Raw genomic sequence first — 21,750 nt, forward strand, 5'->3', positions numbered from 1 at the left:
CCTGGGTGAAGAACTCGCACGAGGAAGGCTCGAGGCGATTCGAACCCTTTCGACGTCCTACCGAGTGCGGGAGGATGGAGTGGTACCCATTCCGACGCAGGTTGGGAGAACATTCATGACAGCGCCCAGCTACTCCACCCGCACGGCCGTCGACATCGCGGTCGGCATCCTCATCGCCTATCGCGGATGCTCCGAGAACGATGCGTTCACCGAACTTGCGGAGACCTCCCGCCGCCACAAGGTCGCCCTCGCGCGCACCGCCCGCGCACTGATCGCGTTCATCCAGACCCATCACCACGACCTTCCCGCGTCCGATGTCACCGCTGCGGCTCTGCAGTGGAGCCACGCCACTCCGTACCGTGGCGCGTTCGGTACGGCGGCCTGAATTCGGTCGAAGTCTGAGAATTCTCTGGCTTCGACGGCGCGACGCTGCCCAAACCTTCAGACTCGATGTGAGACCGAACGACCAGCGCACCGAGATACGAAGAGGTAACTGAGTTGACGATCCGCAAAATCACGGTTGCCGCGGTAGCGATCGCCGCAGCCCTCACGATGTCCGCATGTGGTTCCGACGAGCCTGCCGGGCCGAGCGCGACCACCACGACCACGACCGCCGCGACCGAAACCACCGCCGACCTCGTACTGCCGACCGCGGCCGAACTCAACGCCCTGCTGGCAAAGGGCCTCGACCCGGCCACTCCTCTCGAGGAGAAGATCGCGATGGTGGAGGGTTCCGAGCAGGATCCGAACCTGTTCAATCAGGTCGCTGCCGCCTCGCAGCAGGCGGGTGCGCAGGTCCAGGTTCTGGACCCGGTGATCGACAACGGCGACGGCAGCGCCAGCGCGCAGTTGCAGTTGACGATCAACGGCCAGGTGCAGCAGAACACCCTGCCCGCCATCTTCGTACCCGGCGAGAACGGGACGTGGAAATTGTCGAAGGCGACGGCGTGTTCCATCGTGGCGATCGCGCAGTTGACGTCACCGGCCTGCCCGCCCGCCTGATCCGGACTTCCGCGTCACGCGCCTTCCAGTGCCTCCCCGATCTCCTGGACGGCGCGGTTGTGCTGATCGGTGATCAGGATGTGTCCTGCCGCGATGGTCAGGGCGACCGGCCATTCGATGATCTCGACTGCGGCGAGCAGTCCGATCGCCGCGAAGAATGCCAGTTGCTCGGGACGCGGCAGCGGCACCTTGCCGAGGATCGGTAGCTGCACCGCGAAGCTGTGGGCCTCCCGCACCCGCTGGACGGCGTCGCTCTGCGACTCCGCCTCCGACGTTCGTTGGGCCATAGTTCGTCTCCCTTGTCCGTGCCGTTTCCCGGTCAGCCACCTTGATCGCGGACCGTGTGAGTCGTGCTGAGTTCTGTCGCCCAGACCGCTGCCGGTGTCTTCTCCGCCGCCGGGGACCCGTTGACCGGGGCGGTCACTCGCGTCCTCACTCCACCGCTGCGGGAGGTGTACGCCGTGCTGCTGCGCGCGGGCGTGATCGAGATCGTCGACTGATCGCCCGCAAACTTTTCGAGCAGCCCCGGTGCGAACGCGGCTGCCGCGGTCGCCGCACCCGCGCATCCCAGCGCCTGGGCCCACCCGACCGGTCCCAGCGGGGTGCAACCGAGGAGCTGACTGATCCCGGGAGTACTGACCATCACGGTGAGTGCGGCCAGTGAACCGCCAGCGGTGAGCACCACGAGCGGGCTCCGTGAATCGATCAGCGTCTGACCCAGCTGCGTGCCGACCAGTGCCACCAGCCCCACCGTCGATGCCCGGCGTTGCCGGCCCGTCACGCTCGCCAGCGCCCATGCCGTTGTCGCGCCTGCCGCGGTGGCGGCGCCGCGGATCGCGACGGTCCGCCACAGCGCCGCACTGTCCGGGCCGCGGCCCTCTCCCCGGGCCTGTTCGTTGGGCGGACTCACGGCGAGCGCGGCCGCGGGCAGGGCGTCCGTGAGCACGTTCACCAGCAGGAGCTGACGCGCGGTGAGCGGCGACCGTCCGGCGATCGCGCTGCCGATCAGGGCGAATGCCACCTCCCCGGCGTTCCCGCCGAGCAGCACCGACACTCCCGCCTGCACCCGCCGCCACAGCTGCCGGCCCTCGTCGAGGGCGTCGAGCAACGCGTCGACGCGGCCGTCGAGGAGCACCACGTCCGCGGCGCTGCGGGCCGGGTCGCTGCCACGCGAGCTGACCCCGATCCCCACGCTGGCCGCCCGGATCGCGGCCGCGTCGTTGGCACCGTCGCCGACCATCGCGCAGACGTGACCCACGCGTTCGAGGGTCTGCACGATCTGTACTTTGTTCTCGGGCGACATCCGGGCGAAGACGACGCACTTCTCGACGGCGTTCTCCTGCCCCCGGTGCGACAGGGTGTCCCAGTCGATCCCGCTGATCACCTGCTCGGACGACACGGCCAGTCCCAGCTCTCGCGTGATGGCGGTGGCCGTGACGGGATGGTCGCCGGTGATCAGCCGGACCCCGACCTGTAGCCGTTCCAGCTCCGGCAGCAGTCCGGCCGCTTCGGGGCGCGGGGTGTCGGCCAGCCCGAGCAGTCCAACGAGGTGCAGCTCGCTGCCGCACAGATCGTCGAGTACCGCGGCGTCGTCGGCCGCGCGCCGCGCCTGGAAGGGCGTGACGGTCCGGCGGGCGACGGCGATGACGCGCAACCCGTCGGCGGCCATACCGAGAACGGTGTCGTGGACCGCGTCCGCGTCGATTCCGGTGCATGCCGCCACCACGACCTCCGGTGCACCCTTCAACGACAGGTGCGTTCCCGACAGCGAGGCCGAGTAGGGCCGTCCGGAGCGGAACGGTAGAAAGCTACTCCGGTCGTCCTCGTGCGGAAGCAGGCCCGCTGCCGCGTCGGCGATCGCGACGTCGGTGGCGTGCGCGGCCGGACCGCCGTCGGGGGTCACGGCGCTCCGGCCGGCGCACGCGAGGACGTCCTCGCGTGCGAATCCCGGTTCGGGGACGGCGGTGACGACCCGCAGGCGGTTCTCGCTCAGGGTGCCCGTCTTGTCGAAACACACCACGTCGACGCGGCCGAGCGCCTCCACGGACCGCGGCGCCCGCACCAGCGCGCCCGACCTCGTCAGTCTGCGTGCGGCGGCCTGCTGGGCCAGGGTGGCGACGAGCGGCAGACCCTCGGGAACCGCCGCCACCGCGACCGCGACACCGCTCGTGACGGCCTGTCGCAGTCCGGTGCCGCGCAGGAACCCGACGGCGGTGACCAGGGCACCACCTCCCACGCTGACGGGCAGCACCCGGTCGGTGAGGCTTCTGAGCTGCGCCTGCAGACCCACGTGCGACGCACTCGCGGGGGTGAGCGCGCCCGCGCGTCCCGCTTCCGTTGCGTCGCCCACCGCGGTGACGATCGCCGCCGCCGTGCCGGTGAGGATCGTGGTTCCCGCGAACACCATGCAGGCGCGTTCGCTGAGCGGTGCGCCCGGAGTCGGCGACGTCTGCTTGCCCACCGGCAGCGACTCCCCGGTGAGCGAAGACTCGTCGACTTCGACGCCTGACGCCTCGACCAGCCGGCCGTCTGCGGGAACCACCTCGCCGGGACCGATCTCGATCACGTCGCCCGGCCGCAACCGCGAGGCCTCCACCTGCTCGGTCACCCGGCGCTCCGGGGACCCGGCGACGCGGTGCGCGGGCGGATCGCCCGCCGCCAGCAACCGGTTCAGCAGACGTTCCGCGTGCAGGCGTTGCACGGCCGACAGCGCAGCGTTGCCCGCCAGCACCGACCCCACGAGCACCGCGTCGATCGGTGACCCCAGCAGAGCGCTCGCCGCCGATCCGGTGGCGAGGACGGGGGTCAGCGGATCCGACAGTTCCGTGCGCATCGCCCGGCCGAAATCCCAGGCCAGCCCAACCGGCCACGCTGTGAGCCGCCCGATCGCCTCGACCGGGGTCAGCACCAGATTCACCGAGCGACGCCGGGACGCCGCGGCCTCCTCGTCGCCGCGCGCGGGCAGCAGACGGCGCACGTCCGTCACCGGCATCTCGTGCCAGGCGTGAATCGGGGCGGCGGGTGGAACCTCGGCCCGCAACACACCGCGCGCGAGGGAATGACCCGTCCACAATCCTGCCGCCGCGCCCACCGTGACCGGTCCGGGTCCGCGGCCACGCACTCCCGGCAGCATGACGAGCGCACCGAGCATCGACGCCGCCGTTGCGATCTCGACGCCGCGCCGGCTCGCCGTCCGAGCGTCCGGCAGGGACCGCAGCACCCGCCAGACTCCGACGAGGTCGTCGACCAGCAGGTCCGCACACCACGGCGGCGGGGCGTCGTCGACGAGGACACCGATACCGACGTCGGCGGACGACAGCGCGTGCGGTGCCCGGCCGGCGACCACCGTGACCGTCGCGCCGTTCGCCTGCAACTGCGCGACGGCGTCACGAAGGTCGGCGTCCAGCGATCCGCTCGAGGGGAGCAGATCGTCGAAAGCCGAGCGGAGTCCGCCGAGCGTGTCCACGTTCACCGACACCACCTGGGCGCCCGACGTGCGCGCCTGCGCGAGCACGGCCGCCGCGCTCGCGTGGTGGGCGGGCGTCACGAGAACGGCGGAATCTTCGTCCACGGCTGCCGCGGCGACATCGTCCGGAAGGTCGGCGAGCGCGTGCCAGCCCACCCCGAGAGCGCCGGCCTCCACGGCAGATCGAGCGGCCTCCCACACTCTCGTCCGGTCGGCGTCCCGAACCGCGCGGATGCCGCTGACCCGGAGCTCGGCCGTGTGCAGCACCGACGGGTCCACGACCACCGCGTCGACCCGGTCGAGGCAGCGCAGCGCGCCGGGACGCAGAGCCAGCACGGCGTGGTGATCGGCCAGTCCACGGCCCAGTGTCGCGGCGAAGGCCTCGCGCGCGGTGCGCGCCGCCTTCGGCGCGGCGACCAGGGCCGCGTCCGCGGCGCCTGCGACACTCCGGGTCGCCGCCCCCACCGCGGTCGCGCCCACCCACTGCGCAATCGCCGCCCGGTCCACGTCCCGCTCCACCGGTCCCGACGTGCCGCGGTCGCGGGCGGGGCGGCCGGTGTGATCCGCGGGGTCCCGGGCCAGTTCGGGTTCGCGGCGATGCCACACCCGCCGACCCGACCACGCCTCCGCCGTGATCGCCGACCGCAGTGCCACGTCCACGGCGAGTGACGCGGGCGCCCGCCGCAGCACGTCGCCGACGGCCTGGGCGGTGGCGAGCAGCAGTTCGGCGGCGTCCGGCCCGAGCCGGTTCTCGACCATGCTGCGCAAACGCGGCTGATAGTTGACGAAGGTGACGGCGGCGGCAGGCACCGCCGCCGGCAGGGCGGGCATCGGGAGCAGGCGAATGCCGGCGGCCGCGACGAGGCCCGTCGTGACGGCGGCCAGTGCGAGGGCACGTTCGGCGAGGGCGACGTCGTCGCCGGGAAGTTCTCCGGGTCGGTCACGGACGGCGCCGCGGGCAAGCGGTCGGGCGACATCCTCCGCGCCCGCGACCACCGCGCACAGCCCGGCCACCGACGGTCCGTGCTCGTCGACCGTCACCACCAGCCGGGACAGCGCGCGGTTGAGTTCCGCTCCCACCACGCCTGAGGTCTCCCGGACCGCGCCGAGAACAGTCGCGGCCACGTCGTCGCCGCGAGGTCCGTCGAGTCCGCGGACCTCGATCCAGGCACGGCCGTGTCCGGAACTCGTGCGGCGGGCCGGGGTTCCCCCGAGCACCTCGGTGGCGATCTGTGTCGCGGTCCGGGCGGTGGTCGCCATCAGATCGGCAGCGACGGTGCCCCCGTAGGACGCCACCCCGAGTCCGACACCGGCGCCGCGCACCGGCAGGGATGCGGCGGCGAGGAGGTATCGACCGAGTCCCACGGCAGCTACTGCCCGGACCCCGCGCCGTACAGCACTTCGCGGTCGAACTGCACTTCGCCGTCGACGATTCGCATGATGAGCTCCCATCGGCCGTGGCCACTACCGCCGATGCACAGCGGATCATGTCTTCGGTACCCACCTCAGGGTATTCCCAACCGTCACGTGCGGGAACAGTTTCAGGGAACTCTCAGCGACTATCGGATACTGTTCTGCCCCATGGAAATTCGCTCACCCTGTTCGGTGCGCCAGAATTCCCAGCCGTCGTGGATTTCGACGTCCCCACTGATATGGCTGGCAACGGCGGTCGCCGCGGCCGTGGGGTCGGGGAATCGGCGACCCTGCATCGGACCGCGCATGATCTCCAGAGACTGCGTGTCGGGGTCGAACCGTCCGACCAACCGATACCCCTCGAAGTCGGCCACGACCTCGAGTCGGGTATCAACCAGTTCCTCCAACGCCGCCGTCGCTTTGGCCGGCTTCTTCCTGGCGGATGCGCGGGCGACGGCGTCGGCGCGCAACGTGGCCGCCGTCGTCGCGCGTTGCGCGTCGCTGTAGCGGCTGGGATCCTTCTCCCCCGCCAGCCCGAGCAGGTCCCAGCGTCCGCGACCGTGCGCGACCCGGCTCAGCGGAATCGCGTGATGCCCGGTCCGCGTGCGGCCGGGGGTGTCCATCATCCACAGGTCCACCTCGGCCCGGATGTCGTCGGCAACCTCGGACGAGGGCACGACGAAGAATTCCTCCGGGGAACTCGCGAGATCCACGAACACCCAGAACTGCGAGCCGGTGTCGTCGTCGTCGAGCGATTCGTCCTGTTTTCGGGCCTGCCAGTCGCCGCTGAGCTTGGAACGCACCCGCACGATGCAGCTCGTGCCGTCGTCGCCCCAGACCTGGACGGGGTTACGTCGCGAGTGGGTGAGCCGGACTGCCTTGCCACCCCGTTCCACGACATCGGCGATGAAAGCCTGGATTCCCCGGCTGGCGGTGTCTTCCACTGTCTACGTGTCCGTCCGTGATTCTGCGTCCCGTACGCAGGTGGAGAGAGGTGTGGCGACGGGTTTGCGCAGCACGACTCGGCGTTCTTCTCCTCACCTTACGTGCCGAGCCCGGTTTCGGTGACTACCCGACCGCGCGGGCCGCTTCCGCTGCCTCGGCGAAGAACCACGACAGGACCAGGGCACCGGGGTCCACGACACCGCGCGCCGCCTCACCGATGTAGCTGGCCCGGCCGCGCCGCGCGGTGATGTCCGCGGTCGCCTCGGCACCGCGGGCAGCGGCGTCCTCGGCCTCCGTCAGACCGTCGGCCGGATTCTTCCCGGCCTCGGCGGCCGATTCGAGGGCGGCGACGGCGGGGGCGATGGCGTCGATCATCGTCTTGTCTCCGGGTTGCGCCCCGCCGAGTTCCTGGATCGTGTCGAGGCCGGCCCGTGCCGCGGCGGCGATCGCCTTCGTGTCCAGACCCTGCGGGGCGTCGGCGGCCACCCGGTAGAACTGCCGGAACCAGACGCCGAACAGCGCGCCCGACGTGCCACCCGCGTGACCGAGGTAGGCGTCGGACAGTGACTCGAACACCGTCGCCGGGGAGTAGCTGTCGCGGATCCTGGGAACGTCGACGTGATCGAGTGCGGCCACCATGTTGGTGCCGAAGTCCCCGTCGCCTGCCCTCCGGTCGAGGTCGGTGAGGTTCGGCTCCTCGGCGAGCACCTTCTCCACGAACGCGCCGATCCACGCGCCCACCGTCGCCCGGCCCAGCGCGTCGGCGGTGCCGGGCACCTCCGGCTCGTCCTCGCGGGACGCGACGTTCGACCGGAACCGCACCTCGGATTCGTCTGCGATGCCGCGGAATTCACCGGCCGGGGCGTTGGGCCATCCCGGTGCGGCGGTCGGCGCGTCCCACAGTTCGAGGAGCTGGTCGTCGCAGCGCACCAGTGTGATGGACGCGCCGTCCATGTCGAGGGCGGTGACGAAGCTGCCGACCAGCGAGCGCCGGATCACCACACCCCGGTCCGCGAGGTGGTCGGCGAGCTCGCCGAACAGCAGTTGCAGTTCCAGCGGATGGGCCGCGCCGAGCCCGTTGACGATCGCGATCACCGGATCCCCCCGCTCCACGCCGAGTGAGGCGAGCACTGGGTCGGTGAGCCGGCGGACCAATTCGGCGGCCGCCATCGCGTCGACCCGTTCGGTTCCGCGTTCGCCGTGGATGCCGATCCCGAGTTCGATCTGCCCCTCCGGGAGGTCGAACGACGGCGAGTCCGCTCCTGGTACCGTGCACGCTCTCAGCGCGACCGCCATGCTGCGGGAATTCCGGGCCGTGCGTCGCCCGAATTCCGCGACGGTGGCGAGGTCGTCTCCGCGTTCGGCCGAAGCGCCGCAGATCTTCTCGACCGCGATCGTGGCCGCGGTGCCGCGACGTCCGGGCCCGTCCTCCCGTTCGGAGGCGACGTCGTCATCGACGAGCACGTGCTCGACCGTGATGCCGTCCTCTGCCGCCAGGTCGCCGGCGATGCGGAAGTTGAGGACGTCGCCGGTGTAGTTCTTCACGATGTGCACGACGCCGCCGCCCGCGTCCACGGCCCGGGTGGCGGCCCGCACCTGCAGCGCGTTGGGCGAACTGAAGATCAGGCCGGGGCAGGCTCCGGTGAGCATGCCCCGGCCGACGAACCCGGCGTGCAGCGGTTCGTGCCCGGAGCCGCCGCCCGACAGCAACGCGACCTGCCCGGACCGCAACGGTTCCCGCCGTGTGAGATATCCCGGTTCCGGATGCCATTCGAGGTCGTCGGTGGTGGCGACGGCCCCGCGGAGCGCATCGACGACGAAGGACTTGGGCGAGTTCAGGAACTGTGGGTGCGCCATGTCCCCAGGCTAGGCGTCCGCATGTGAGTGCCGCGGAGTGCCGGAGCACACTTTGCCACTCACCTGGGAGGCGGCGGCCAGCGCTTCCTGAAACTCCCGCAGGCCCGATTGCGATCCTTGCAGCAGCGCGAGCCGGGTCAGGAATCCCTCGCGGTCCGACTCGTCGGCCTGGTCGAGCGCCTCCGACAGTCCCATCCACGCGTTCTCGCGCAGCAGTTCGTCCGGCGTCGCAGTCGTCTCCGTGTGCGCGGGGACGACGCCCAGCGTGGGGGCGGTCGCGAACTTCAGGTGGTCGTGGATATCACCGAGCAGCGACAGGTCGCGGACCCGGCACAGGACGAGTCCGTCCGGGCGGATCACGAAGCACTCACCCGCGGACGCGCCGAGAGCCGTCGTCAGCGCACCGTCGGCGTCGTCGAGGACCGTCAGGTCGGCCGCCGCGTCCACCACCCTGCCCGGTGCCGGGACGACGACCGCCCGCACCGATTCGGGCGTCAGCGCCATCGCGAGCGCGGACGCGTGCGCGGCGATCATCCGGGCACCGGCCGGGTCGACCCCGACACCCAGCACCGCGAAACCCGTTCCCCGGACGCGGTTCAGCGACGACTCCACCGATCCGTCGGCGGTGGCGACGCGGACGCGCCGGTCCTCCATCGGATCCCCGGGCAGTACCCCGGTCGTCCCCTCCGCGACCGGCCACGTGAGCGGCGACAGGTGCGCGTGCGTCGCACTCGACTGCCGCGGATTGATGAGGTGACCGAACTCCGGACGGGTCGTGGCCAGCGCCAGCACGGCGTCACGGGTGGTGCGGTAGCCGTGGCTGCCGGGCGACATGATGAGGGTCGACTTGCCCGCGTTGTCGACGTTCTGCTGCCAGGCGGCACGCCGTTCGGCCGAATATGCCTGCAGGAGTGCCTCGTCCGCTGTCCCGTGGACGACGGCGGCCAGTGTCCAGGCCAGCGTCTCCGCGTCCTCCATGCCGGAGTTCAGCCCGCGGACACCGAAGATCGGCACCAGGTGGGCGGCGTCGCCGGCGAACAGGATGCGATCGTGCGTGAAGTCGTCCAGTGCGAGCGCGTGCGCGCGGTAGAAGCCGTGCCACTCGAGGGTCCACGGCACGTCGTTCTCGAGCCAGTCCAGGTGCCGCGTGATCCGGTCGCGGATGCGGTCCTCCTGCGTCTCGAGCTCGGCGTCGTCGGAACCGTCGAGTTGGTAGTCGATGCGCCAGATGTCGCGGGGCTGCTGATGCATGATGATCGTCGAGCCGGGGTTGCTCGGCGGGTCGAACCAGACCATCCGCTCGGCGGGCAGCGTCGATTCCCAGTGGATGTCGGCGATCACGTAATTGCCCTGATAGCTGTTTCCCTGCAACCGGATTCCCGCCAGTTCACGCATCCGGCTGCGACCGCCGTCGGCGGCCACCACCCAGCGCGCGCGGAGTCGGCGCGCACCGAACGCGGTGTCGACGTCGAGCGTCACGTCCTCGTCCGACCGCAGCACCCCGGCGACGCTCGACGACCAGTGGAACGTGATCAGGGGGTGCGCGAGCAGCGTGTCCGTCATGATCTGCTCGATCTCGGACTGCGACACGTTGACCATCGGCCCGCGGACGTCGTGCTCGCCGTGCGCCATCTCGAAATGCAGCACCTGCTCGTCGCGGTAGAAGCTGCGCCCACCCACCCAGGGGAGCACGATCTTCTCGAGTTCCGGTCCGAAGCCGAGCCGGGCCGCCACCTCGAGGCTGTGCCGGGAGATACAAATGGCGCGGCTGCCGAACGACACCTGGTCGGCGGCCTCGAGCACGGTTACGGGGATGCCCCGCTGCGCGAGGCCGAGCGCGACGCCCATGCCGACCGGTCCGGCGCCCACGACGACGACGGGCAGGGCCTCGTCGGTTGCACTCGTCGACGCGAACTCCGTCGCCGAGTATTTCTGAGGCTGAAAGTAGGTGGACATGTCAGACGGCCTCCGCTTTCTTTGCGATCTTGTTCGTTTCCGGCAGCAGCAGGATCGCGACGAGACTGATCACGGCGATCACCACGAAATAGGCAGTGACGGCCGTCGAACTACCGAAGGCCCCGAACAGCCAAGTCGCCATGAACGGTGCGAGCCCGCCGCCGAGTATGGCGCCGATCTGATAGCCGAGTGATGCACCGCTGTAGCGGATGTGGGCGGGGAAGAGTTCCGCGAACAGTGCCGACTGCGGGCCCGCGGTGGTGCCGAGCACCGCCGCCATCGCGATCATCGCGAGCAGCATGACGGGGATCGACGCCGTGTCGATGAGGGGGAAGAACACTGCGGCCACGATCACGAGCGTGATCGAACTCCACGTGTAGACGCGGCGCCGGCCGAGCACGTCCGACTTCCAGGCCGACACGGCCATGCCCGCCATCCAGACCGGGCACGCGACGATCAGCAGTGTGAGCATCGTGGCGCGGCTGTATCCGAGTTCCGTGGTGCCGTACGTCAGGACGTACACCATGAACACGTAGGCGATGCCGTTGGTCGCGATGAACGTGCCCGCCGCGAGCAGGACCGTCCGCCAGTTCTTCGTCAGCACCTCGACGATCGGCATCTTCACGATCGTGTCGCTCTCCTTGGCCTCCGCGAACGCCGGGGACTCGAAGACGCCGAGCCGAATCCACATCGCGACGCCGACGAGCACGGCGCTCATCAGGAACGGCACCCGCCAGCCCCACGTCTGGAACGCGTCGTCGGACAGCAGCTGGGTGACGGCGAGGAACACGACGTTCGCCATGATCACTCCGGCCGGAACGCCCATCTGCGGCGCCGCGCCGTACAGTCCGCGCTTGCCTTCCGGGGCGTGCTCGGTGGCCATGAGCACCGCGCCGCCCCACTCGCCGCCGACGCCGATGCCCTGAACGAACCGCAACGCCACCAGCAGGATGGGTGCGGCCACCCCGATGGCCTCGAAGTTCGGGAGCAGTCCGATGCCGACGGTCGCGGCGCCCATCATCGTCAGCGACAGCACCAGCATCGACTTGCGTCCGATGCGGTCACCGAAGTGGCCCATGACGACACCGCCGATCGGGCGGGCGATGAAGCCGACCGCGAACGTGGCGAATGCGGCGAGGGTTCCTGCGAACGTCGACGCGCCGGGGAAGAACTGCGGTCCGATCACCAGGGCTGCGGCGGTGCCGTAGATGAAGAAGTCGTACCACTCGATCGCGGTACCGACGAAGCTCGACAGGACTGCCCTGCGCGCTTCCTTGTGAGACACCGGCGGTGTCGCCTCGGTGATTGCCGTCATCGTCTGCCTTCCCGTTCTGCTGCGCGCACACTCATCGCGCTACCGGAAAACAATGACCCGACTCACATACATCTGAAAAGCGGGACTATCCCCGCATGAATTGCAGAAAATCCGTGGAAGTCGTGAATACGCAGTTCAGGCCGTGACGAACCGGATGAACGCACGCGCGACCCGGCTCAGCGTCGCCTCCTGATGCCACGCCACGACCACGGCCACCGACGCCGGTTTCGGTTCGGCGATCGGTTTCACGACGACGGGCAGACCCTCGTACGTGACGTCCACCCGGGGTCGTTGCAGCAGCAACGTCCATCCCAGCCCGCGTCCGACGAAGGCCCGCGCCGTCTCGAAGTTCGCGGTCCGATACGCCACCCGGGGCGCGAAACCGGCCTCCCGGCAGACCTCCATCGCATGGTTGGTGCTCGGTGGCGCGTCCAGCAGCACCATCGGATGCTCGGCCAGATCCGCGAGACGCACCGGCCCGTCGACGCCCGCCAGCGGATGCTCCGCCCCGAGCACCACCATCGGCTCCCGGGTCATCAGCGGCACGGTCTGCCACTCCGGGGACAGGTCGAGGTCGTAGACGATGGCGACGTCCAGTTCGCCGCCCTCGAGTTCCGTCCGCAACCGGTTCTGCGTGTCTTCCCGGAACTCCACCGACGCGCGCGGGTACTCGGCGGTGAACGCGTACAACATCGACGGCAGGATCGTCGGGCCGAGCGCCGGGTAGCAGCCGACGGCGATCGGCCCCGCGACGACACCGCCCTCTCCGCACGCGTCGGCCTGCAACTCCCCCGCCTGCTGCAACAGGGCACGCGCCCGCGACAGCACCGCCTCCCCCGTCGGGGTCAGCTGCACTCCGCGGGCGCGCCGGCGCACACACAATTGCGCCCTCAGTGCCTTCTCCAAATCCGTCACCGCAGCGGACAACGCCGACTGCGACAAGTGCATCCGCTCGGCCGCACCACTGATCGTCCCGGTCTCCGCCACCGCCACGAACGCCGCCAGCTGGCGCATCGTGTACACGGGGACGTTGTCGGGGCGGGGCATGCAAGAACGGTAGCGCGGACAAGTCAGCGTCCGGTGGCCGCCGGAACCTGCGCGAGCACCTCCCGGGTGGCGGCGACCAGCCGCGCGAGCCACGCGTCCGTGCCGACGGCCCGCCGGAGCGGCTCGTTGGGGAGTTCGATACTCACCGGCAGGCCCGCCGGCAACGTCGCCCAGATGTCGGCGAGCGGGATGCCGCCCGACCCCGGCACCAGTCGCTCCTCGCGCGCCTGACGGATCAGTTCGGTGTCGTCCGTGGGCGCAGGCACCGAGCCGTCGCACATCTGGGCGTAGTGCAGCCACTCCCGCGGGATCGCCGCCAGGTCGTCGAGCGTGGTGCTCGACCGTCCGACGTGCAGCCCGTCCACCAGCACGCTGCGCGCCGGCCCGTCGGCCTGCGACACGATCTCGACCGCGGTGGTTGCGTCGGGCACGGCCGTCCACGGCATGAACTCGAGGCTCGCGACGATGCCGTACTGCGCGCACAGCTCCGCCAGCCGGGCGTAGGAGTCGGTGAGCCGGGAGCGGTCGCGGTCGTCGCCGCCGACGAGCACGGCCTTCGCGCCGAGCCGTGCGCCCGCCTCGAGCAGAGGAACGTACGACCTCGGATCGAAATCGGCTCCCAGCCGGATGATTTCGAGGTCGAACACCTCGATCGGCGAATCGTCGAGACGACGGATCAGCGCGTCGAGGGCGGCGTCGTCCTCGTGCAGCGGGTAGGCGGTGGTGCCGCGCGCGGCGGGCAGCAGCCGGATGCCGATGGTGTCGAAGCCGTGCTTCTCGGCGAGGTCCACCTGTTGCGGCGGTGCGGTGTCGAGCACGGTGAGTGCGGCAAGGCCGAGTGGGGCGGTCATCGCAGATCTCCTGTCGTCGAGGCGAGGCGGCGACCGGTCAGGTAGCCGAAGGTCATGGCCGGGCCGAGGTTGATGCCGCCGGACGGGTAGTGGCCGCCCATGACGCTGGACTGGTCGACCCCGACGGCGAACAGTCCGTCGATCGGCTGGTCGTCGTCGTTCAGCACCCGGGACGCCCTGTCGGTGACCAGACCGGCGAACGTGCCGAAGCTGCCGGGCACCACCTTGACCGCGTAGAACGGGCCCTCCGCGAGCGGTGCGAGGGAGGCGTTGGGCCACGGATTGTCGGCGTCGCCGGACGCGACGGTGAACGGCGTGGTGCCACGACCGAACTCGGGGTCGACGCCGTCGCGGGCACCCTCGTTGAACGCCGCGACCGTCTTCTCCAGGCCGTCGGGGTCGACACCGATCTTCTCGGCGAGCTCGCGCACCGTGCGGCCGCGGGTGAGGTAGCCCGACTTCAGGTACGGCCACGTGGGGATCGGCAGTGGCTTGGCCATGCCGAGCGGGAAGTACCGCAGGTACCGCTGGTCGGCGATCAACCACGAGCAGACCTCTTCGCCGTCGGGGATCTGTTCGACCATCGCGAGGGTGTAGTCGTGGTAGCCGAGGGCCTCGTTGACGAATCGGCGGCCGTCGGCGAGAACGCCGATGGCGCCGGGCTTTCCGCGGTCGAGGATGTGCGGGAACACGCCCTCCCTGCCGTTGCGGTACCGGATGATCGACACCGGGCAGTACGCCACCGGCGACGCGACTGAGCGGTCGAGTCGCCCGCCGACCGACTCCCCGAGGGTGATGCCGTCGCCGGTGGTCGTGGACGGGGTGAGGGTCCAGTGTTCCCGGCCCGTGGGTGTGCGGGGGAAGAGTTCGCGAATCCGGTCGACGTCGCGACTGAAGCCACCCGTCGCGAGGACGACTCCGCGGCGCGCCTGCACGGTGTAGGCCCCGTCCGGGCCCTCCAGCCGGGCACCGGTGATGGTGCCCGCGGAGTCGGTGGTCAGCGCGGTGGCCGCCGTGCTCACGCGAATCTCGACGCCGGCGTCGAGCGCCGACCGCAGCAGCCGGCCGACGAGTGCGGTGCCGTTGACGAGCTGCTGGCCGCGGCGTGTGGTGGCGAGGTCGAGCAGGTGCGTGGACACCCTGCGGGCGCAGTGTGCGAACGCCTTCGCCGAACGCGTCGAGTGCAGGAAAGCCTGCAGGTCCGGGCCGGCCATGATGCCCATACCGAGGAACGACGTCTCGTAGAGCTGGCGCCGGAGCAGCGCCGCGACGTCGGGGCCGAGTTTCCGGAGGCTCACCGGCTTCGGTCCGACGGAGCGGTGCCCCGTGCCCGCACCCGGTGTGTCGCCGTGGATGTCGGCGATCTTCGCGCCCGGAACGAACTGCAGCGCCGTCTTCTTCTCGAAGAACTCCACCATCTCGGGTGCGCCGTCGAGCAGGGCGTCGACCTTGGCAGCGTCGAAGTTCTCGCCGAGTCGGTGCTCGAGATACGTGCGCGGCAGCGAGCGGTCCTCGTTCACGCCGTCCGCCTGCGCGAACAGGTTCCGCGGCGTCCACATCCAACCGCCGGACCATGCCGTCGCGCCGCCGCACGTGTCCGCCTTCTCGACGACGAGGACGGACGCTCCCCCGTCGGCTGCGGCGACGGCGGCGGACAGACCGCCCGCTCCGGAGCCGATGACGACGACGTCATAGGTCGGGGTGGAAGGGTCGGGGGTCATGCGTTCTCCTTGGTGGTGGCGGGGGCCGGTGCGGGCGTTAGGTCGACCACCCGGCCGGTGCGCGAAGACTCGTAGATCGCCGCGATGATCGCCAGCGAGGCGCGTGCGTCGCGTCCGGTGACGGCAGGGTCGCGACCGGTCAGGACGGCGTCCGCGAAGTCCTGCACCTGGAGTGTGTGGAAGTCGGCGAGTCCGGCGTTGACTTCTGTGACGTCGAGATTGGCGCGGACGTCGGCGGTGAACGGGGCGCGGAACTCGACTTCGCCGGGAACCGTCCAGATCTCGTTGACGCCCTCCCGGCCCTCGGGGAACTCGAGGACACTCGCAATCGCACCGGTCTGCCCGATCACGGTGACCCGGTTGCCGAGGTTGTGGTTGGCGCCGGTGGTCGCGGTGACGGTAGCCGTGCCGCCCGACGCGAACGAGACGACGGCGGACGCGCTGTCCTCGGTCTCGATGTGGTCGCCGTGGGTATGGGTGCGGATGAAGCCGCTCACCGAGACGGCCTCACCCATGAACCATTGGAGCATGTCGATCTGGTGGACGGCCTGCGTCATCAGGACTCCGCCGCCGTCGGTGTCCCACCGTCCGCGCCACTCGTCGGCGGAATAGTAGGACGACGGGCGGTGGAGAAGCACCGACGCCTCACCGAGCGCCGGAACGCCGATCCGGCCGTCGTCGATGGCCGTCCTGATTCGTCTCGCGGCCGGCCAGAACCGGCGCTGGAACAACACACCGAACGTGATGCCCGCGCGGTCGGCGACCGCGATCATCCGGTCTGCGGCGGCGACGTCGACCGCGATCGGCTTCTCGCACAGCACGTGGATCCCGGCCTCGGCGGCCGCGACGACCACCTGCTCGTGCACCGGGTGCGGCGTGCAGACGGTGCACGCATCGAGACCGAGGGCGATCAACTCCTCCACCGAACCGACGGCACGGGCGATGCCGTGCGCGGCCGCGAATGCCTGGGCCCGGTCGACGTCGGGGTCGCAGCAGCCGACCACCTCGACGCCGGGAACCTGCTGCAGGGCCCGGGCGTGATTGCCGGCGATCTTTCCGCAGCCGACGATGCCGATACGTAGTGCCATCAGTAGTGCTCCTCGGTTTCGACGTCCCGGGCCGCGGACTCGCCGCGGTCGAGACGGTTCAGGGCGTCGACGTCCGCAGCGGTGAGCCGCACGTCGAGGGCGGCCAGGTTCTCGGCCTGGCGGGCGGGATTCGCCGATCTCGCGACCGGCACGACACGCTGCGCGAAGTGCCAGGCCAGGACCACCTGCGCGGGGGTGCGGTCGAGGCGGCGGGCGATGTCGGTGACCGCGGGTGAGCCGAGCACCTCGCCGCGGCCCAGTGGGCTCCACGACTGCGTGAACACTCCGAGCTCGTCGTTCGCGCGCCGGACGGGCAGCCGTGCGAGCGACGGGTCCATCTGGATCTGGTTGACCGCGGGCGGTTCTCCGGTCTCGGCGACGACGCGACGCAGGTGCTTCTCCAGGAAGTTGGAGACGCCGACGTAGCGGACGAGGCCGGCGTCGCGGCACGAGAGCATGGCCGCGAACGCCGCCACGTACCTGTCGTGGCGTGGCAGCGGCCAGTGGATCAGGAACAGGTCGAGCCGATCGAGTCCCAGGCGCTTCAGGCTGCGCTCGACCGCGCCGCGAATGTCACCCGACACGTGATCGCTCCCACGCAGTTTCGTGGTGACGAACAGTTCCTCGCGGGGCAGTCCGCACTCCGCGAGCGCCACACCCACGGCGTCCTCGTTGTCGTAGATCGTGGCGGTGTCGATAAGCCGGTAGCCGGCTTCGATTCCGGACAGCACGGCCCGGGTGGCGTCCGGACCGGTCAGCGGCCAGGTCCCGAGACCCAGGGGCGGGATGTCCATCACGCGCTGACCACCTCGCGGGCATCGGCGGCCGCGGTGATCTTCGCGGCGACGTCGGCTGCGGTGACGAGAGCGGCGTGGATCGAGCCGCCGTCACCACTCGCGTCGCCGACCGTGTGGACGCCGAGTCGCGGTGCCGGCGACCGCAGTGCGGCGAGCAGGTCGGTACGCGATTCGACGCCGTGTGAGATCAGCAGTTCGCCGGGGGCATCGACGATCCGTTCGGCGCCTCCAGTGGAGATTGCGACCCGGTCGGCCTCGACCCGCGTCACGATCGACGACAGGTGGGTGGTGAGGTTCGCACTCGCCGCGAGCCGCGGCAGCAGCACAATCTTTCCGCGTCGGCCGACATCGTGGGCGATCGTCTCCTGCGGGCCGATCATGACCACCTTCGTGCCGTGTTGGAGCAGGTCGTCGGCGACCGCGGCCGCTTCCCGATCGGCGCCGAAGATCGTGATCGCCGCGGGTGCGGGGTCTCCGGATTCCAGGAACTCGCGGACGTCGCGGACCCTGCGGGTGTCGGCCCCCGGGAGCTCGACCTGGGGTCCGCGGCCGCCCGTCGCGAGCACGACGGCGTCGAAGTCCAGGGCGGCCAGCGTGGCGGCGTCAACCCGCGTGCCGGTGTGGCAGGTGATGTCGAGGTCGGCGATCTCGGCGAGGTACCAGTCGACGATCCGCGCGTACTCGGGGTACTCGTGCAGTCGGGAGGCCAGCGCGAAATCGCCACCGAGGCTGTCGCGTTTGTCGTACAGGTCGACGCGGTGCCCGGCGAGCGCGAGGTCGCGGGCGGCCGCCATGCCCGACGGCCCGCCGCCGACGACGGCAACGCGCACCGCCACGTCCGCCGGCTTCGACGGCTGCTCGAGTTCGCGGCCCACCCACGGATTGACCGAGCACGGAACGGGTCCGGCGGCGAGGCTGTCGATGCAGTAGTTGCAGGCGATGCAGGGCCGGTACCGGCCGCCGTCCAGAGCGCGATTCGGGAAGTCCGGGTCCGCGTGCAGGGTGCGCGCCATGCTGACGAAGTCGGCTTGCCCGGATTCGATGATCCGCGCAGCGACCTCGGGGGAGCTGATCCGGCCTGCGACTCCGACCGGGAGGTCGAAGTCCCGCGTGTACTGCTCGGAGAACGGGGCGAGGAGTCCGCGCGGCCACTCGCCGGGTTGGATGATCCACTGCCCGGATTCGTAATTGCCGGCGGAGACGTCGAGGAAGTCGAGCCGGTCGGTGTCGATCGCGTCGATGCGGGCGCGGGTCGTCTCGGCGTCGAGACCGCCGGCGACGGCCTCGAACGCCGAGAACCGCAGTCCGAGAGCGATACCCGGAGCCATTGCGCGCACGGCGTCGATCACCTTGTTGACGAACAGCGCCGGATCGGCCCACTCGTCGTCGCGGTGGTTGTACGCCGGCGAGAGGAACTGGTGGATGAGGTAGCCGTGACCGCCGTGCAGCGAGATCACGTCGACCCCGGCCTGCTGACAGCGCGCGGCGGCCTCGCCGAAGCATTCGATGATGTGTTCGATGTCGTCGCCGTCGAGTTGCTCGGGCATCTCGCCGCCGACCACCGCACACGGGATCGGTGACGGTGCGACGGGGACGAATCCGCTGACGGAACCCTGCGCGGTGCGGCCGCCGTGATTGAGTTCGACGCCGACGAGCGCACCCTGCGCATGGATCGCCTCGGCCATCTTCGCGACGCCCGGGATGCGTTCGTCGACGTCCACGCCCATCTGCCGGATGCGGCCCTTGCCGTCGGCCCGCACGTAGCTGGCCTCGGTGAAGACGAGAGCGGCGCCGCCCGCCGCACGGCGCTCGAGGTACGCGATGTACTCGTCGGTCATCGTGCCGTCGACCTCGCAGTAGTTGCGCTCCATCGGCGCCGACACGAAGCGGTTGCGCAGCCGCACGTTACCCACGTCGAGCGGTGCGGCGAACGGACGTGCGGTCATCGCGACTCCTCGAGAACGGTCGGGGCGCACTGATCGGCGAGCAGTTCGCCGAGGTGACGGCGCATGCGGTCGGGGTCGGGCGTGACCCCGGTGAGGAGGGCGAACGTGTCGGCCGCCTGGGCGACGAGCATCTGACCGCCGTCGAGCACTTCACAGCCGAGAGCGGTTGCTGCTGCGACGAGTTCGGTCCGCAGGGGGCGGTAGACGATGTCGGCGACCCACAGTCCCGGATGGAGCGCGTCGGTGTCGAACGGTGTTCCCGGATGTCCGACCATGCCGATCGGGGAGGCGTTGACGACACCGTCGCAGTGCTCCAGGTTCGCTTCGATCGCGTCGAGGGGGATGGCCGTGACCCGCGTCTGCGGGAAGGCCGCCGCGAGGCGCACGCAGACGTCCGAGGCACGGGCCGGGTCGACGTCGGCGACCCGCAGGTCCGTCACCCCGGCGGCCGCGAGCGCGTAGGCGACGGCCGAACCGGCACCGCCTGCACCGGCGAGGACGACACGGCCGAGCGCGGCATCGGGCAGTCCCCGGCGCAGCGCCGCGAGGAATCCGCTGTGGTCGGTGTTGTGACCGATCAGGCGGCCGTCGCGGACGACGACGGTGTTGACGGCACCGAGAAGTCGCGCGTCGTCGGACAATTCGTCGAGGGCGTCTACGACCACCTGCTTGCACGGATGGGTGATGTTGAGTCCGGTGCAACCCGCTGCGACGGCCTGCCGCAGCATGTCGCCGGAACTGTCGACGGGGATGCCCTCCGCCGCGACGTCGATCAGGTCGTAGCGGTAGTCGGTCAGGCCGAGGGCGGCGGCCTCGCGTTCGTGCAGCGCCGGCGACAGGGACGTGGCGATCCCTGACCCGACGAGGCGGATCCGGTGCCGGGCGGTGACCGTCCTCGTGCCGGGTTCGCCGAGCTGCTCGGTGGCGGTGCGGTACGTCTCGGGACCGGTGAGTGCGGCAGCCGACGACAGCAGTGCGAAGCCCAGACACATCCACGCGACCGGGGTCCAGTTCGCGGTGTCTCCCGCCGACAGCACCTGTGCGATGGCCGGGGTGAAGCCGGCCACCAGAAGTCCCAGCATGAGACTCACGGCCATTCCGGTGTACCGGACCTTGGCGGGGAACTGCTCGGGGAAGTACGCCGGGTACACACCGTTGGGCATCGCGTAGAACAGGCCGATCAGGACGATGCCGGCCGCGAACACCATCGGGGCGCTTCCGGTTCCGATCGCGTGGAAGAACACGAACACCATCGCGGCGGACCCGACGGCGCCCGTCACGAACACCGGTTTGCGGCCGATCCGGTCGGCGAGGATGCCGAACAGCGGTTGGGTGAGCACCGCGACGAAGTTGGCGACGGCGATGGCCCACAGCATGGTAGACCGTTCGAATCCGGCGACCTGCACGGCATACGCCAGCGCGAAGACATTGACGATGGTGTTGATCATGGCGAACGTCGCGCTGAGGCTGATACGGATCACGGTGCGCCAGTGCGAGCGGAACATCTCGACGACGGGGATACCGGCCGTGTCGTCCTGCTCCTCGAGCTCCAGGAAGACCTCCGGCTCGTCGAGCTTGCGGCGCAGCCAGACGGCAACGCCCGTCACGAAGATGCTGAGCAGGAAGGGCACCCGCCAGCCCCACGAGTAGAGCGCGTCGTCCGGCAGCGCGGCCACGGGAATGAACACCAGGCTCGAGATGACGATGCCGAACATGATGCCGCTCATGGTGAACGAGGTGTAGAACGAACGACGGTTGTCCGGAGCGTGCTCGAGGGTCAACGCGGAGGATCCCGGCGATTCGCCGCCGGCGGACAGGCCCTGCAGCAATCGCAGGAGCACCAGGATGATGGGCGCGGCGATACCGATCTGGTCGTAGGTGGGCAGGCAGCCGACGACCACGGTCGCGATACCCATGAGCAGGAGGCAGGCCAGCAGCGAATTCTTGCGCCCGTACCGATCCCCGAGATGTCCCCACAGCACTGCGCCGAGTGGACGCGCGATGTACGCCACACCGAGCGTGCCGATCGACAGCAGGGTCGCCGTGGCCCCTCCGCCCGGGAAGAAGATCCGCGGGAAGACCAGCGCGGCCGCGGACCCGTAGATGAAGAAGTCGTAGTACTCGAGTGTGCTGCCGAGGAATCCCGAGACGGCGGCCCGGCGGGCGTTCTCGTTCGGTTGTCCCCCGGTGTCGCGAGTAGACGTGCTTGCCATGGTGTTCCTTTCGTCCCTGGGATCCGGCACGCCGCGAGGGCTTTCTTCGGAGGTGACTCACCTCACACGAAGTTCCGGACCGTGACGAGCGTGTCATGGCGAACTATGCGCAGTCCAGCGCAAAAAAAGTCTT

Annotated in this window: 15 protein-coding genes and 1 pseudogene; 3 read left to right on the forward strand and 13 right to left on the reverse strand. The window is 70.2% G+C overall.

What is annotated here, in order from left to right; translation table 11 throughout:
* Positions 1 to 115: 115 nt before the first annotated feature.
* The gene (locus ACFWAY_RS06390; RefSeq protein WP_005563493.1) at positions 116 to 385 is read left to right on the forward strand and encodes an ANTAR domain-containing protein; all 270 of its coding nucleotides are present in this window, start codon (positions 116 to 118) and stop codon (positions 383 to 385) included.
* Between the two features lie 113 nt (positions 386 to 498).
* Positions 499 to 1,002, forward strand: a complete 504-nt coding sequence (locus ACFWAY_RS06395; RefSeq protein ID WP_378458498.1) for a hypothetical protein — start codon at positions 499 to 501, stop codon at positions 1,000 to 1,002.
* A 14-nt stretch (positions 1,003 to 1,016) separates the two neighbouring features.
* On the opposite strand, the gene ACFWAY_RS06400 is transcribed toward ACFWAY_RS06395, so the two are convergent.
* Positions 1,017 to 1,289 carry a hypothetical protein gene (locus ACFWAY_RS06400; RefSeq protein WP_378458499.1) on the reverse strand — a complete coding sequence of 91 codons (273 nt, stop codon included), beginning with the start codon at positions 1,287 to 1,289 and terminating at the stop codon, positions 1,017 to 1,019.
* Between the two features lie 63 nt (positions 1,290 to 1,352).
* Here ACFWAY_RS06400 and ACFWAY_RS06405 point away from each other — a divergent pair, with 63 nt between their 5' ends.
* Positions 1,353 to 1,502: an Rv1535 domain-containing protein gene (locus ACFWAY_RS06405; RefSeq protein ID WP_378458514.1), complete on the forward strand. Its 150-nt coding sequence runs from the start codon at positions 1,353 to 1,355 to the stop codon at positions 1,500 to 1,502.
* 53 nt (positions 1,503 to 1,555) lie between these two features.
* Here ACFWAY_RS06405 and ACFWAY_RS06410 read toward each other — a convergent pair.
* The 12 genes and pseudogenes from ACFWAY_RS06410 to ACFWAY_RS06465 form a co-directional block, all read right to left on the reverse strand.
* Positions 1,556 to 5,920: pseudogene (locus tag ACFWAY_RS06410) on the reverse strand (HAD-IC family P-type ATPase); the annotation flags it as partial.
* Between the two features lie 107 nt (positions 5,921 to 6,027).
* Positions 6,028 to 6,825 carry a hypothetical protein gene (locus tag ACFWAY_RS06415; protein ID WP_378458500.1) on the reverse strand — a complete coding sequence of 266 codons (798 nt, stop codon included), beginning with the start codon at positions 6,823 to 6,825 and terminating at the stop codon, positions 6,028 to 6,030.
* 124 nt (positions 6,826 to 6,949) lie between these two features.
* A complete protein-coding gene (dhaL, locus tag ACFWAY_RS06420; protein WP_378510171.1) occupies positions 6,950 to 8,683 on the reverse strand; it encodes a dihydroxyacetone kinase subunit DhaL in 1,734 nt (577 codons plus the stop codon).
* A gap of 9 nt (positions 8,684 to 8,692) precedes the next feature.
* Positions 8,693 to 10,639 (reverse strand): FAD-dependent monooxygenase, encoded by a 1,947-nt coding sequence (locus ACFWAY_RS06425; RefSeq protein WP_378510172.1) that lies wholly within the window; start codon positions 10,637 to 10,639, stop codon positions 8,693 to 8,695.
* 1 nt (position 10,640) lies between these two features.
* Entirely contained in the window at positions 10,641 to 11,954 is a 1,314-nt protein-coding gene (locus ACFWAY_RS06430) for an MFS transporter (protein ID WP_378458503.1), read from the reverse strand.
* Positions 11,955 to 12,089: 135 nt separating this feature from the next.
* Complete coding sequence (locus ACFWAY_RS06435) at positions 12,090 to 13,001, reverse strand: LysR substrate-binding domain-containing protein (RefSeq protein WP_378458504.1); 912 nt, start codon at positions 12,999 to 13,001, stop codon at positions 12,090 to 12,092.
* Positions 13,002 to 13,024: 23 nt separating this feature from the next.
* The gene (locus tag ACFWAY_RS06440) at positions 13,025 to 13,852 is read right to left on the reverse strand and encodes a sugar phosphate isomerase/epimerase family protein (protein ID WP_378458505.1); all 828 of its coding nucleotides are present in this window, start codon (positions 13,850 to 13,852) and stop codon (positions 13,025 to 13,027) included.
* Entirely contained in the window at positions 13,849 to 15,573 is a 1,725-nt protein-coding gene (locus ACFWAY_RS06445; protein WP_378458506.1) for an FAD-dependent oxidoreductase, read from the reverse strand. The genes ACFWAY_RS06440 and ACFWAY_RS06445 overlap by 4 nt, the downstream gene beginning before the upstream one ends.
* Positions 15,570 to 16,661, reverse strand: a complete 1,092-nt coding sequence (locus ACFWAY_RS06450; protein WP_378510173.1) for a Gfo/Idh/MocA family protein — start codon at positions 16,659 to 16,661, stop codon at positions 15,570 to 15,572. Before ACFWAY_RS06450 ends, ACFWAY_RS06445 begins: the two co-directional genes overlap by 4 nt.
* The gene (locus ACFWAY_RS06455) at positions 16,661 to 17,455 is read right to left on the reverse strand and encodes an aldo/keto reductase (RefSeq protein ID WP_378510174.1); all 795 of its coding nucleotides are present in this window, start codon (positions 17,453 to 17,455) and stop codon (positions 16,661 to 16,663) included. Before ACFWAY_RS06455 ends, ACFWAY_RS06450 begins: the two co-directional genes overlap by 1 nt.
* A complete protein-coding gene (locus ACFWAY_RS06460; RefSeq protein ID WP_378510175.1) occupies positions 17,455 to 19,404 on the reverse strand; it encodes an FAD-dependent oxidoreductase in 1,950 nt (649 codons plus the stop codon). Before ACFWAY_RS06460 ends, ACFWAY_RS06455 begins: the two co-directional genes overlap by 1 nt.
* The gene (locus ACFWAY_RS06465) at positions 19,401 to 21,617 is read right to left on the reverse strand and encodes a shikimate dehydrogenase (RefSeq protein ID WP_378510176.1); all 2,217 of its coding nucleotides are present in this window, start codon (positions 21,615 to 21,617) and stop codon (positions 19,401 to 19,403) included. Before ACFWAY_RS06465 ends, ACFWAY_RS06460 begins: the two co-directional genes overlap by 4 nt.
* Positions 21,618 to 21,750: the final 133 nt, after the last annotated feature.

The organism is Rhodococcus sp. NPDC059968 (assembly GCF_042738615.1).
Lineage (GTDB): Bacteria > Actinomycetota > Actinomycetes > Mycobacteriales > Mycobacteriaceae > Rhodococcus_F.